Genomic DNA, 14,864 nt, shown 5'->3' with positions numbered 1-14,864 from the left:
CGTTGTATGGTTAAGCCTCACGGGTAATTAGTACAGGTTAGCTTAATGGCTCGCACCACTTCCACATCCTGCCTATCAACGTTGTAGTCTTCAACGGCCCTTCAGAGACTTTAAAAGTCTAGTGAGAACTCATCTCGAGGCCTGCTTCGCGCTTAGATGCTTTCAGCGCTTATCAGTTCCGAACGTAGCTACCGGGCAGTGCCATTGGCATGACAACCCGAACACCAGCGGTTCGTTCACTCCGGTCCTCTCGTACTAGGAGCAACCCCTCTCAATTCTCAAACGCCCACGGCAGATAGGGACCGAACTGTCTCACGACGTTCTAAACCCAGCTCGCGTACCACTTTAAATGGCGAACAGCCATACCCTTGGGACCGACTTCAGCCCCAGGATGTGATGAGCCGACATCGAGGTGCCAAACACCGCCGTCGATATGAACTCTTGGGCGGTATCAGCCTGTTATCCCCGGAGTACCTTTTATCCGTTGAGCGATGGCCCTTCCATTCAGAACCACCGGATCACTATGACCTACTTTCGTACCTGCTCGACGTGTCTGTCTCGCAGTTAAGCTGGCTTCTACCATTACACTAACCGTACGATGTCCGACCGTACTTAGCCAACCTTCGTGCTCCTCCGTTACTCTTTGGGAGGAGACCGCCCCAGTCAAACTACCCACCAGGCACTGTCCGTAATCCCGATTAGGGACCAACGTTAGAACATCAACACTACAAGGGTGGTATTTCAAGGACGGCTCCACAAAGACTAGCGTCTCTGCTTCAAAGCCTCCCACCTATCCTACACATGTAGGGTCAATGTTCAGTGCCAAGCTGTAGTAAAGGTTCACGGGGTCTTTCCGTCTAGCCGCGGGTACACAGCATCTTCACTGCGATTTCAATTTCACTGAGTCTCGGGTGGAGACAGCGTGGCCATGGTTACACCATTCGTGCAGGTCGGAACTTACCCGACAAGGAATTTCGCTACCTTAGGACCGTTATAGTTACGGCCGCCGTTTACCGGGGCTTCGATCAAGAGCTTCGTCCGAAAACTAACCCCATCAATTAACCTTCCGGCACCGGGCAGGTGTCACACCGTATACGTCATCTTGCGATTTTGCACAGTGCTGTGTTTTTAATAAACAGTCCCAGCCACCTGGTCACTGCGGCTCCCGTCCGCTTAGAGAGCAAGTCTCATCACAGATAGGAGCGTACCTTCTCCCGAAGTTACGGTACAATTTTGCCTAGTTCCTTCACCCGAGTTCTCTCAAGCGCCTTAGTATTCTCTACCTGACCACCTGTGTCGGTTTGGGGTACGATTCGGTATAATCTGAAGCTTAGAGGCTTTTCCTGGAAGTATGGCATCAACAACTTCACACCCTTGGGTGCTCGTCTCGTGTCTCAGTCTTAAGAGTCCGGATTTTCCTAAACTCTCAACCTACTCACTTTCACATGGACAACCAACGCCATGCTTGTTTAGCCTGCTCCGTCCCCCCATCGCAATTATACCAAGTACGGGAATATTAACCCGTTTCCCATCGACTACGCCTTTCGGCCTCGCCTTAGGGGTCGACTTACCCTACCCTGATTAACATGGGATAGGAACCCTTGGTCTTCCGGCGTGCGGGTTTTTCACCCGCATTATCGTTACTCATGTCAGCATTCGCACTTCTGATACCTCCAGCATACCTCCCGGTACACCTTCAACGGCTTACAGAACGCTCCCCTACCACTCATACAAAGTATGAATCCGCAGCTTCGGTGCATAGTTTAGCCCCGTTACATCTTCCGCGCAGACCGACTCGACCAGTGAGCTATTACGCTTTCTTTAAAGGATGGCTGCTTCTAAGCCAACCTCCTGGCTGTCTGGGCCTTTCCACATCGTTTCCCACTTAACTATGACTTTGGGACCTTAGCTGGCGGTCTGGGTTGTTTCCCTCTTCACGACGGACGTTAGCACCCGCCGTGTGTCTCCCGGATAGTACTTTACGGTATTCGGAGTTTGCAAAGGGTTGGTAAGTCGGGATGACCCCCTAGCCTTAACAGTGCTCTACCCCCGTAAGTATTCGTCCGAGGCTCTACCTAAATAGATTTCGGGGAGAACCAGCTATCTCCCGGTTTGATTAGCCTTTCACTCCTAGCCACAGGTCATCCCCTAACTTTTCAACGTTAGTGGGTTCGGTCCTCCAGTTGATGTTACTCAACCTTCAACCTGCCCATGGCTAGATCACCGGGTTTCGGGTCTATACCTTGCAACTATACGCCCAGTTAAGACTCGGTTTCCCTACGGCTACCCTAATCGGTTAACCTCGCTACAAAATATAAGTCGCTGACCCATTATACAAAAGGTACGCAGTCACCCTCGAAGGGCTCCTACTGCTTGTACGTACACGGTTTCAGGTTCTATTTCACTCCCCTCACAGGGGTTCTTTTCGCCTTTCCCTCACGGTACTGGTTCACTATCGGTCAGTTGGGAGTATTTAGCCTTAGATGATGGTCCACCTATATTCAGTCAAAGTTTCACGTGCTCCGACCTACTCGATTTCACTTAAGATGCATTTTCGTGTACGGGACTATCACCCTGTATCGTCAAACTTTCCAGAATGTTCCACTAACACATAATAAGCTTAAGGGCTGGTCCGGTTTCGCTCGCCGCTACTTCCGGAATCTCGGTTGATTTCTGTTCCTACGGGTACTTAGATGTTTCAGTTCTCCGCGTTCGCCTCTTACACCTATGTATTCAGTGCAAGATACCTGCAAGCAGGTGGGTTTCCCCATTCGGAAATCCTAGTCTCAAGCGCTTTTTACTAGCTTGACTAGGCTTATCGCAAGTTAATACGTCCTTCATCGCCTCCAACTGCCAAGGCATCCACCGTGTACGCTTAGTCACTTAACCATACAACCCAAACGGGTCTTTGTTAGTGACAGCTGTTAACTTCGCCAGAAGTTAATTCATCAAATAATGATGAGAATACTAAAGTAGATACCAATTAATCTTTCGATTAATGGCATATTTTTTACTTTTGAAAACTCTTTATAGATACGAATATCTATAAGAATTTTAATATCAGCTTTCCAAATTTTTAAAGAGCATATTAATTAGTTAAACCAAACGGTTTAGCTAACTAACAATCATCTGTGTGGACACTACGAACAAATAAGTTCTAAATCGTATAAGGAGGTGATCCAGCCCCAGGTTCCCCTAGGGCTACCTTGTTACGACTTCACCCCAGTCATGAATCACTCCGTGGTGAACGTCCTCCCGAAGGTTAGACTATCCACTTCTGGAGCAACCCACTCCCATGGTGTGACGGGCGGTGTGTACAAGGCCCGGGAACGTATTCACCGCGTCATTCTGATACGCGATTACTAGCGATTCCGACTTCATGGAGTCGAGTTGCAGACTCCAATCCGGACTACGACGCACTTTAAGTGATTCGCTTACCCTCGCAGGTTCGCAGCACTCTGTATGCGCCATTGTAGCACGTGTGTAGCCCTACACGTAAGGGCCATGATGACTTGACGTCGTCCCCACCTTCCTCCGGTTTATCACCGGCAGTCTCCTTAGAGTTCCCGACCGAATCGCTGGCAACTAAGGATAGGGGTTGCGCTCGTTGCGGGACTTAACCCAACATCTCACAACACGAGCTGACGACAGCCATGCAGCACCTGTATCAGAGTTCCCGAAGGCACCAAACCATCTCTGGTAAGCTCTCTGTATGTCAAGTGTAGGTAAGGTTCTTCGCGTTGCATCGAATTAAACCACATGCTCCACCGCTTGTGCGGGCCCCCGTCAATTCATTTGAGTTTTAACCTTGCGGCCGTACTCCCCAGGCGGTCTACTTAATGCGTTAGCTTTGAAAAACAAGTCCGAAGACCCGAGCTTCTAGTAGACATCGTTTACGGCGTGGACTACCAGGGTATCTAATCCTGTTTGCTCCCCACGCTTTCGTACATGAGCGTCAGTGTTGACCCAGGTGGCTGCCTTCGCCATCGGTATTCCTTCAGATCTCTACGCATTTCACCGCTACACCTGAAATTCTACCACCCTCTATCACACTCTAGTTTGCCAGTTCGAAATGCAGTTCCCAGGTTGAGCCCGGGGCTTTCACATCTCGCTTAACAAACCGCCTGCGTACGCTTTACGCCCAGTAATTCCGATTAACGCTCGCACCCTCCGTATTACCGCGGCTGCTGGCACGGAGTTAGCCGGTGCTTCTTCTGTAAGTAACGTCACAGCTAAGCGCTATTAACACTTAACCTTTCCTCCTTACTGAAAGTGCTTTACAACCCGAAGGCCTTCTTCACACACGCGGCATGGCTGCATCAGGCTTGCGCCCATTGTGCAATATTCCCCACTGCTGCCTCCCGTAGGAGTCTGGGCCGTGTCTCAGTCCCAGTGTGGCTGATCATCCTCTCAAACCAGCTAGGGATCGTCGCCTTGGTGAGCCATTACCTCACCAACTAGCTAATCCCACTTGGGCTAATCTTATGGCGTGAGGCCCGAAGGTCCCCCACTTTGGTCCGTAGACATCATGCGGTATTAGCAGTCGTTTCCAACTGTTGTCCCCCACCATAAGGCATATTCCCAAGCATTACTCACCCGTCCGCCGCTCGTCAGCAAAGTAGCAAGCTACTCTCTGTTACCGCTCGACTTGCATGTGTTAGGCCTGCCGCCAGCGTTCAATCTGAGCCATGATCAAACTCTTCAATTAAAAGTTTTTTTTGAAACCGAAGTTTCGTGCTCAATGAATTCTGAATTTTGATATCTTTCGATATCGAATTGACTGTGCTGAAACAAGTAAACTTGTTTCCGTTGGTCACTCAGTTAAATTGAGGCTCTAAATTTGTTTGCGTTACTTAGTAAACTAAGCTTCGCTGTTAGAACTCAATCTGTACGAGTGCCCACACAGATGATTGCTTTATATTGTTAAAGAACGTTTGAGATACTTTCGCGTCTCAAGGGCTGTGCATTCTACGCAAGCCGTTAATTTTGTCAACACTTAATTTTGAGAAAAGTTTATTTTTTCAAAACTCAGTCTTACTTGACTCAACCAACTCGTCGTTTTGCTTTTTTGTAAGCAGTCCGCCGTGTCGGTGGATGTGCATTATAGGGAGATCCGAATTGAGATCAACTGTTTTTTGAAGTTTTTATGAAAAAAATGACTGTTCGCGCAAATTACGAACGAAACGGGTAAAAATAGCACTAAAAAAGGCCCTAAAGGGCCTTTTAACGTTATTTTACTATGAGCTTCCAACCTACTTTTGCTTGTAGCTTGGACTCTAGTTGCAGTTCACTGGCCATTAATGGGTGATATTTTAACCAATCACCATCAAATGTCAGTGTGAGGGTGTTTTCATTAACACTGAGATCAATCGCTGGTAGTACATCATCTTGGCGACGCATTGATAAGATCACAGCGATCCGCACTACCCTTGTTAAGCATTCAGCGAGTACTTGATGACAGCCCAAGTGAGCAAAACTGTTTTTAACAAGATCAGCGCGATGCTCACAAGCAACAGCGGTAATTAGTTTATGCTCAGATTGCGAGAAACCTGGCATATCAGTGTTTTCTATAATGTAAGCTGTGTGCTTATGATAAAGCTTGTACTCTATTAGTAAGCCAATCTCGTGCAATTTTGCTACTGTTCTTAGCAATGCAATTGCATTTTCATCGATTGATTGCCATTGCCCCATCACGCTTTTTGCCAACTGCTCTGCAAGTTGCGCAACCCGACAAGCCTGTTTTTGATCTACATGATAGCGATTCATTAAACCATCAACTGTACGCTTGCGGATGTCGTGGTTATGAAGCTCTGGCACCATGCTATATAAAACACCTTCACGCAATGCACCGCGAGCAAGACCCATTTGTTTTATATCTAGAGATTCAAACAAGGCGATCAATATAGCGAGGCCAGAAACAAACACTAGACGACGCTCTTCACTCAAGCCTGGAAGCTCAAGATCAGCAATCGTTTCAAATTGCACTGATTGCTCTTTAATAGCGATAAGTTTATCAAGCGTTAAAAGCTCATCTTGGTTTTGTGCAACCATTATCTCTTGAATCGCTTGCACTGTGCCTGACGCACCGCTCGCAATTTGCCATCCGGTTGCTTGGTATTCATCGACAATTTCTGCAACCACTTCACTTGCCGCTTTAATTGCAGCAGCAAAGTTTTCGTTACTGAGCTTTTGATCTTTGAAGTAGCGTTCTAGGAAGGTAACACAGCCCATATGCAGGCTTTTATAATGAAGTGCATCAAAGCCCTGACCGATAACAACTTCGGTACTGGCTCCGCCAATATCGATAACCAGTTGTTTACCGCTGCAAGCTGAGGTGTGCGCCACGCCTTTATAGATTGTCTTAGCTTCTAGCTCACCGCTGATAACATTGATTTTATGACCAAGGATCTGTTCAGCTTTATGCTTGAATACATCAGCATTGCTAGCAAGACGTAAAGTTGCGGTCGCAACAATTGTGATGTTTTTCTGTGGTATGTCTTGCAGACGTTCAGCAAACAAGGCTAGGCATTCCCAACCTCGTTGCATGGCTTCAGTGCTAAGGACGTTGTTTTCATCAAGCCCTGCAGCAAGCCTTACTTTACGTTTGACTCGACCGATCGTTTGTAGACCGCCAGCAATCGATTTAGCGATCAGCATATGAAAGCTATTTGATCCTAAGTCGATTACTGCATACACATTTTTTTGCGGTTGAAGTTGCCCCACCGTTCAAAAACCTCTAGTTACTACTAAGTCTTCAACAACGGTCGTTTATTACGACCGTGATTTCTGGTAACTATTATTTGGTCGACGTCCGTTGTTATTACGATTACGTGGGCCTGTAGAATAGTTCCGCTTTTTCTGAATAGTAGGCTTAGTTAAATCATCAAGCAATGCACTTTTATCATAATGTGATAATGGAATGCTGTGTTCTATATATTGCTCAATTTCGTGGAGATTATAGGCATACTGTTCACAGGCAAAGCTAATAGCGTGTCCTGATGCACCAGCACGTCCGGTACGACCAATACGGTGTACATAGTCTTCACAATCATCTGGCAAATCAAAATTAAATACATGACTTACTTCTGGGATATGTAAACCACGAGCTGCAACGTCTGTTGCTACTAAAAAGTCTAAATCGCCTTTGGTAAATTGAGCCAAAATTGATTGACGCTTTTTCTGGTTTACATCACCGGTTAATAATCCAACTCGGTGACCATCGGCTTTCATCCATGCATAAACATTTTCACAACTGTGTTTCGTATTTGCAAACACAATCGCTTTATCTGGCCATTCTTCTTCAATTAAAGTTAACAGTAACTTAATTTTGTCATCTTGTGATGGATGGAATAGCTCTTCTTGAATACGCTTACCTGTTTTTACATCAGGTTCAACTTGTACGTGCTCTGGGTTAGTCATATGTTCAAACGCTAATTCCTGCACACGATATGACAAGGTTGCAGAAAATAATAGGTTTAGTCGCTCAGAGGTTTCTGGCATACGTCTAAACATATAACGAATATCTTTTATAAAGCCTAAATCGAACATACGATCTGCTTCATCAAGTACTACAACCTCGATTTCATTGAGGGTATAACAGCCCTGTTTATATAAATCGATTAGGCGTCCAGTAGTACCAATTAAAATATCAACGCCTTTTTCTAGTTGTGCACGTTGTTTTTCGTAATCTTCGCCACCATATACTAATCCTAAGTTAAGATTACAGTGTGGCGCTAAAATTTTTGCATCTTTGTGTATCTGAATCGCCAGCTCCCTTGTTGGGGCCATGATCAGGGCTCTTGGATGTTTACTAGATGCTTTGCTAGATTGTAATAACCGATGGCACGTGGCAGTTAAAAACGCCAACGTTTTGCCCGTACCTGTTTGCGCTTGGCCCGCAATATCGCGGCCTTCACAAATAAAAGGTAGGCATTTAGCTTGAATGGGTGTGCAATATTCAAACCCATTTTCGGTTAAACCGGCAACCACTTCCGGTGCGATAGCAAAGTCTGAAAACTTTTTATCGGTCAAATGTGTCTTAGTCATAGCGTTTAAGCATAACGTTTAAACTTGCAATAAGAAACAAGAGTGTTTAAATACGCATTAAATATTTCGCCTAACTAATCGGAGATCGCAATGAGCGAGAAAATTATTCAATTAACTGACGATAGCTTTGAAGCTGACGTACTACAATCAGACAAACCTGTACTTGTTGATTTTTGGGCTGAATGGTGCGGACCTTGTAAAATGATCGCCCCTATTCTTGACGAAGTAGCTGGCGAGTTTGATGGCCGAGTTACCGTTGGTAAACTTAACATCGACCAAAATGCAGGCACACCACCAAAGTTTGGTATCCGTGGTATCCCTACATTACTTCTTTTCAAAGATGGTCAAGTTGCAGCAACTAAAGTTGGGGCACTTTCTAAAACTCAATTAGTAGAGTTTTTAGAAAACAACATCTAATGAAAATATAAAAAGGGCTTTTTGCCCTTTTTTTAGCTTTATTTTGTTTAAAGACTGGACGCCTTGCTAGTGACCTGCTAGTTTATAAAGCCAACTAATCCTTAGTTATACCAACAAACCTCACTCATGTATCAAACGATGATTTTGAGTATGACAATTGTAATAAAGAACCCACCAATATGCATTTACGCGAATTAAAAGACAAGTCTATCAAAGAGCTTGTAAACTTAGCTGAGTCCATGGGGCTCGAAAACGTAGCCCGTTTAAGAAAACAAGACATTATTTTCGCCATCCTTAAAGCGCACGCTAAAAGCGGTGAAAACATCTATGGCGGCGGTGTACTAGAGATCTTACAAGATGGTTTTGGTTTCTTAAGATCATCAGAAGCATCTTACTTAGCCGGTCCAGATGATATTTATGTATCACCGAGTCAAATCCGTCGATTCAGCATGCGTACTGGTGACTCAATTTCAGGCCTTATTCGTCCACCTAAAGACGGTGAACGTTACTTCGCACTATTAAAAGTAAATGAAGTAAACTTCGACAAACCTGAAAATTCTCGCACAAAAATCCTATTTGAAAACCTTACCCCACTACACGCAAACGAACGTTTACGTATGGAGCGTGGTAACGGTAGTACTGAAGACATCACAGCACGTGTACTTGATTTAGCTTCACCAATTGGTAAAGGCCAGCGTGCGCTTATCGTTGCTCCGCCAAAAGCGGGTAAAACGATGCTACTGCAAAACATTGCGCAATCAATCAGCTATAACCAGCCTGATTGTGAGCTTATGGTTCTTCTAATCGACGAACGTCCAGAAGAAGTTACAGAAATGCAGCGCCTTGTTAAAGGTGAAGTAATTGCATCAACGTTTGATGAGCCGGCAAGCCGTCACGTTCAAGTTGCTGAAATGGTAATTGAAAAAGCGAAGCGCCTAGTTGAGCACAAAAAAGACGTGGTTATCTTACTTGATTCAATCACACGTCTTGCCCGTGCCTACAATACCGTAATCCCATCATCAGGTAAGGTATTAACCGGTGGTGTTGATGCAAACGCATTACATAAACCTAAGCGTTTCTTTGGTGCAGCTCGTAACGTAGAAGAAGGCGGTAGCTTAACAATTATCGCAACGGCTCTTATCGATACTGGTTCGAAGATGGACGAAGTTATCTACGAAGAGTTCAAAGGTACTGGTAACATGGAATTACACTTAAATCGTAAGATTGCTGAAAAGCGTGTATTCCCAGCGATTGATTTTAACCGCTCAGGTACGCGTCGCGAAGAGTTACTCACTAAACCTGATGAACTTCAGAAGATGTGGATCTTACGTAAGATCGTTCATGAGATGTCAGAAATTGATGCCATGGAATTCTTAATTGATAAGCTTTCAATGAGCAAAACCAATGATGAATTCTTTGACTCAATGAAACGTCAGTAACTATTACTAGTTTTTAAAAAATGCCTGTTTAATACAGGCATTTTTTTTGCGTAAAACTAAGGACATAACACCTTAAAAGTTATACTTTTACAGAATAAGTTTATTGGTAATAAATAGAAATTTGTTCTATACATTATAGGATTAAAAGGTAAGGACTCCCCTCAATGACTCGCATTAAAGTAGCTGTAGCTCTATTCTTAGTAAGCTTACTTAGTTGTATTGCTAGTTTTACTGTATTTGATATTTCTACTACTGCTATGGCTGTGCTTACACTTGTTGTAATCATTCCATGGCTAGCTTTGATTGCTTTTGTTTATACAACGGATAAAAAGCAACAAGATCATTTAAGCTACTTTGTTAAGCAGATTACTTCTGAAAAGGGCATCGATTTCACTTTCCGTTTTGACGAAAATGATCGTCAATTACCACAAGCTTGTCATGCCCTCAATGCAAGCCTGACGATGGTTGAGCACATGCTTGGCGAAATATACTCGTCATCTGCCCGCTTATTACCTATGGCTGACGCACTTCGTGATACCTATGCATCGATGACTCAAAAAGCCACCATACAAGATGCTCATGGTATTGATTTAGCAGATACCATTACCCGCACCATTGAAGTATCGAAAGAGCTAGATAGAAGTTTAGAACAAATTTTTAATTCAGTATCTGATGCCACCAAATCAGTACAACAAACCCGTTTAGACACAGATAAAAGCCAGGCGAGTCTTATCAAGCTTGCCGATAATATTAACCTGACGAGTGAGCAGATTATTTTACTTAAGCAAGATAGTGATGCGATTGGCTCAGTTATTGATGTTATCAATAGTATTGCCGAACAAACTAATTTACTTGCGCTAAATGCTGCTATTGAAGCTGCGCGTGCTGGCGAGCAAGGGCGTGGCTTTGCGGTAGTCGCTGATGAAGTAAGAAACCTGGCTGCCCGCACCAGTAAATCAACACAAGAAGTGCGTGAGATGGTAGCTAAAATTCAGCACAGTACAGAGCAAGCATATCAATTAATGCAAACCGCACTGAAAGAAACCGAGCGCACGGTTGAGCTATCTGAGGCATCAACTAAAGAAACCAATAAAATTGAACAAGCGATGCTAGAAATTAATGCGTTTTCTGAGAGTGTTCATGAGCAGGTGGCGATGCAAAGCCAAATGTCAGATGAAGCACAAACCAGTATTGATGCAATGGTTGAGCTCAATTCCGATGCACTTTCAAGTTCACAAATACAAGCTGTATCGAGTAAAGACTTGGTTCGCCTTGCCCATACCTTAGACGATAAGCTTTCGATGTTTCATATTACACCACCAGAAACCGATCACGAACAGCGCATCGATCGCTCACGCTTCGATACCAATCAAGAAATTGAAAAAATTCAAGACGGTGATATTGAACTGTTTTGATCAACCGAAGCATTATGTAGTTGCTCAAGTAGTTGAGCAACTAAGCTTGTTAAATCAGTCAGTTTATCTTGCTTTAACGCCGACTCAAGTGCCATGGCACTCATCGCAACGTCATCTAACTCAAACATTTTAGCCGCGCCACCTATACGGTGAGCATCCTGCTGTAAATTAAACAATTCATAAGCTGCAAGGTGCTGTTGTATTAATGCGCTTTCATGCTCAAAGCTATTGATAAAGCTTGCCACTAAGTCACTCATATCATGCTGGGACTTAGTTGTGGCACTGTCTTTTTTGCAATGCTTAGCAAGTTGCGTGTAAAACACTTTTTTATCAATCGGTTTAGCAAGGTAACCTGTAAAACCAGCTTCAAGGTAACTGTCGATTTCGTGGCTAATTGCATTGGCAGTTAATGCATATACAGGCTGGGTAAAGCCACACTCTTGTAGTAGCTTGAGTGCATTTAAGCCATCTAACACTGGCATTTGAATATCGAGCAGCACCACATCAGGGAATTCCTTTAGACAATGCTCTACAGCTTGCTCACCATTTTCTACCGCAATAACCTCAAGGCCCATTGACTCTAAATAACGAGAAATTAAACGGCGGTTATCGGGATGATCTTCAGCAAGTAGCACTTTTCCAGACAAGCCTTTTGTTGCTGGCTGGACATACTTTGCAAGCTCAACTGTTTCCGTGCTTGGTGTATGCTCTTTACACGGCAAGTAAAACGAAAATATGCTGCCTTTATTTAGCTCACTTTCAACACTGATATAGCCGCCCATCATCATCGCAAGCTGTTGCGATAGGCTTAAACCAAGCCCGGTGCCCCCAAAGCGACGGCTGATGCTATTGTCGCCTTGTCTAAAACATTCAAAGATTTGCTTAAGCTGCTCAGCGTTCATACCAATACCGGTGTCAGTTACACGAAACCATACGCCTTGCTCAACTTTATAGACTTTTAACTCTACTTCACCTTGATTAGTGAACTTAATTGCATTGGCACATAGGTTGATAAGAATCTGTTTAATGCGGGTAAAGTCGAGCTGACTGTAAAACTGTTCGCCAAGCTCATTATGAAATGAAAAGTTAAGCCCTTTATCTTTAGCTTGACCACTAAGCATAGAATGAACATCAGTAAGTAATCGAACTAAATCACCTTCCTTTAGGCTTAACTCTAGCTTGTTAGCTTCGATTTTACTGATATCAAGTACGTCATTAATCAGCTCTTTTAAGTGATCGCTTTGTTTTTGAATAACAGCCAGCTCATCGTTTAACTGCTCTGGTTTATAATAACCATTCATAAGATTATCGGTTTGGCCTAGGATTGCAGTTAAAGGTGTACGAATTTCATGGCTAATATTTGCTAAAAACTGACTTTTAATTTCATTAGCGCTGCGTAGTTGATCTGCGGTTTCTTCAAGCTCTTTGGTGCGTTTAGCAACCATTAACGAAAGTTGCTCTTTTGCCCCTTTTTCAATATTACGGCGATAAATAGTAATACCCGTCACCACTATCATCACAAACAAGATAAATAGCATAATGCCCAACTGACGTTGTTTAGACATTTCGAGCTCTTGCACATTCTGTAGCTGCTTTAATTCAACAATTTCTTGATTAAGCTGACTTGCTTGGATTTGGCTTTGCAGCTCACCCATAGACTTTAATAATTTTAGGCTTTGCTCGCTTTTGAAAGCGCGAACAAACTCATCAAAACTAGCAACGGCTGCTGCATAGTCACCCTTACCTGACTTAATTAGGGCCATCATTCCGGCGCCGTCTTGTACTCTCAAATCATCTTTATATTGTTTAGCCATAAAAACTGAGGTAGTCAGAGTGGCCTCAGCTTCAGTGAGCTTTCCTTGTAATAACTCGATTTTTGCTTGTGACAATAAGCCAGCCAGCTCTAATGTTTTATTATCAATTTTTTTTGCAAACTCAACTGCTTTTTCTGCATGACTTAAGGCAAGCTCTAAATCACCGGTGCGAAGATACACATTAGCGATATTAGTGTGGCGTGAAGAGAGAAAGTAAGCGTTATTCGTTTCTTGGTAGTAGCGCAAGGCACGCTGATAGTAGTGTAAAGAAAGTTGATACTGGCCAAGCTCTGAGTAAGCCACTCCCATATTGCCATACGACTGAGCGACGCCATCTTCATCACCTAATTTTTGGAAAATCTCTAGCGTTTCTCTATACATATCAAGCGCAATATCATAGCTCGACAAACGAATATAAATACCCGCTATATTGTGTAAAATATCGGCTTTATCTTGCTCGCTACCATACTCTTCATATATTTCTTTCGCTTCTTTGTAATATTTAAGTGCTTGATCCATATTGAACATGTCAAAGTAAGCAAGGCCAATATTACTGAGTAGGTTTGCTTCGGCAATTGGCTCTGGTAGTTTTTCTGCAACACTTAATGCCTTGCTATAAGCAAGCACCGCTTGTTGCATCAAGCCTTGATAATAATAAGTGACGCCTTGCATTTTTAGGCTACGAAAGTAGCGATTTGGCGTTGCTGTAAAACTAGTTGCTTGCTCTGCCAATTGGTAGTTTTTTACCGCCGCAGAGAAATTACCTTTATCTAAAGCAAAGTCGGCAAGCTGCATGTATATATCGAGGCTTAGTTCTTGATTTGTCGTACTTTGATTAAGCAGCTTTTTGGCAAGCTGTTGCTTTTCTTGCCATTGCTCGGATTGACTAAATTGCTCAAGTAGCGAAGTGGATGCAAAGCTAGACTGCGAACCAAACAAACTACAGCTGAACAATAAAGCAGTGAGCAAGCTTACACGCAGTGATGTGAACATATGGCGAAATCCCTTAAAATCAACTTAGCCTGAAAATGAAGTTATTTAAGCTCGGCTAAATGCATTCCCTAGTATCTAAAAACATTAGCGTAGTTTCAAAAAAGCAGCTGTGATAGCGTATACCACTGTAGATTACACTAAAGATAGGCTTGCGAACAATGGTTAACCCACTGATTGATGAGATTTTTTACCTTCTTTTGGAACAGCCTATTTGGAAGGTTCATACGCTTGCCAGCGCACTTAGTGAATCAGGAAAAATAGAGCAATTAGACAATGACCCACAAAAAGATCTGTTTAAACGCAACTTTTTAGTTATGAATGGTCTTTATCAACTACAAGCACAACTTGCACCTGAGCAACATCTACAGATTGCGTCACTTCACATTGAACTTGTTAGTAAGCAAACGGGTAACGCATTAGAAAGTCATGATCCACTACGGGATTACTATTTAGATTGGCAAAACTTTGATACAACGAGCGATGAAATAGATGCGTTGTTAACTGATTTTTGGCAGCGTTTTTCGTCATTTAGCCCAAACAAGGGCATTCACTCATTACCTCAGCAGCAGCTATTAGAATTACAACAGGCGTGGCAGCTACCTACTGATTTTTCGGAAAAACAGTTACAAAAGCGTTGGCGACAACTGGCGCTAAAGCACCACCCAGACCGCCAAGGCTGTGCAATTGAGTTTAAGAAAATACAACTCGAATATGAGCAACTTAAAGCAAGCTGCTCATAA

Annotated in this window: 7 protein-coding genes and 2 rRNA genes; 4 read left to right on the top strand and 5 right to left on the bottom strand. The window is 43.5% G+C overall.

The annotated features are described in order from the left end of the window. Positions 1–6: 6 nt before the first annotated feature. The 4 genes from J8Z28_RS00675 to rhlB form a co-directional block, all read right to left on the bottom strand. Positions 7–2,889, bottom strand: a 23S ribosomal RNA gene (locus J8Z28_RS00675). A gap of 278 nt (positions 2,890–3,167) precedes the next feature. Then, positions 3,168–4,708 (bottom strand): 16S ribosomal RNA (locus J8Z28_RS00670). The 16S and 23S rRNA genes sit together here, the layout of an rRNA operon. A 521-nt stretch (positions 4,709–5,229) precedes the next feature. Continuing rightward, positions 5,230–6,723, bottom strand: a complete 1,494-nt coding sequence (gene gppA / locus J8Z28_RS00665; protein WP_062566225.1) for a guanosine-5'-triphosphate,3'-diphosphate diphosphatase — start codon at positions 6,721–6,723, stop codon at positions 5,230–5,232. A 48-nt stretch (positions 6,724–6,771) separates the two neighbouring features. Beyond that, the gene (rhlB, locus tag J8Z28_RS00660) at positions 6,772–8,046 is read right to left on the bottom strand and encodes an ATP-dependent RNA helicase RhlB (RefSeq protein WP_054554680.1); all 1,275 of its coding nucleotides are present in this window, start codon (positions 8,044–8,046) and stop codon (positions 6,772–6,774) included. A 90-nt stretch (positions 8,047–8,136) separates the two neighbouring features. Here rhlB and trxA point away from each other — a divergent pair, with 90 nt between their 5' ends. The 3 genes from trxA to J8Z28_RS00645 all read left to right on the top strand — a co-directional run bounded on the left by trxA (position 8,137) and on the right by J8Z28_RS00645 (position 11,317). Then, on the top strand, positions 8,137–8,463 hold the full coding sequence (gene trxA, locus J8Z28_RS00655; protein ID WP_054554679.1) for a thioredoxin TrxA: 327 nt from the start codon (positions 8,137–8,139) through the stop codon (positions 8,461–8,463). 179 nt (positions 8,464–8,642) lie between these two features. After that, positions 8,643–9,902 (top strand): transcription termination factor Rho, encoded by a 1,260-nt coding sequence (rho, locus tag J8Z28_RS00650; protein WP_062566226.1) that lies wholly within the window; start codon positions 8,643–8,645, stop codon positions 9,900–9,902. Between the two features lie 164 nt (positions 9,903–10,066). Continuing rightward, positions 10,067–11,317, top strand: coding sequence for a methyl-accepting chemotaxis protein (locus J8Z28_RS00645; RefSeq protein WP_062566227.1), 1,251 nt, complete (start codon positions 10,067–10,069; stop codon positions 11,315–11,317). Here the strand turns inward: J8Z28_RS00645 and J8Z28_RS00640 are convergent. Next, the gene (locus J8Z28_RS00640; RefSeq protein ID WP_082710957.1) at positions 11,290–14,124 is read right to left on the bottom strand and encodes a tetratricopeptide repeat protein; all 2,835 of its coding nucleotides are present in this window, start codon (positions 14,122–14,124) and stop codon (positions 11,290–11,292) included. The genes J8Z28_RS00645 and J8Z28_RS00640 overlap by 28 nt on opposite strands. A gap of 158 nt (positions 14,125–14,282) precedes the next feature. Between J8Z28_RS00640 and J8Z28_RS00635 the strand changes: the two genes are divergently transcribed. Beyond that, entirely contained in the window at positions 14,283–14,864 is a 582-nt protein-coding gene (locus J8Z28_RS00635; RefSeq protein WP_062566228.1) for a DNA-J related domain-containing protein, read from the top strand.

Source organism: Pseudoalteromonas sp. SCSIO 43088, assembly GCF_023650795.1.
Taxonomy (GTDB): domain Bacteria; phylum Pseudomonadota; class Gammaproteobacteria; order Enterobacterales; family Alteromonadaceae; genus Pseudoalteromonas; species Pseudoalteromonas shioyasakiensis.
Note: the sequence above shows the minus strand (reverse complement) of the source record. Positions and strands in the feature narration are given on the sequence as shown.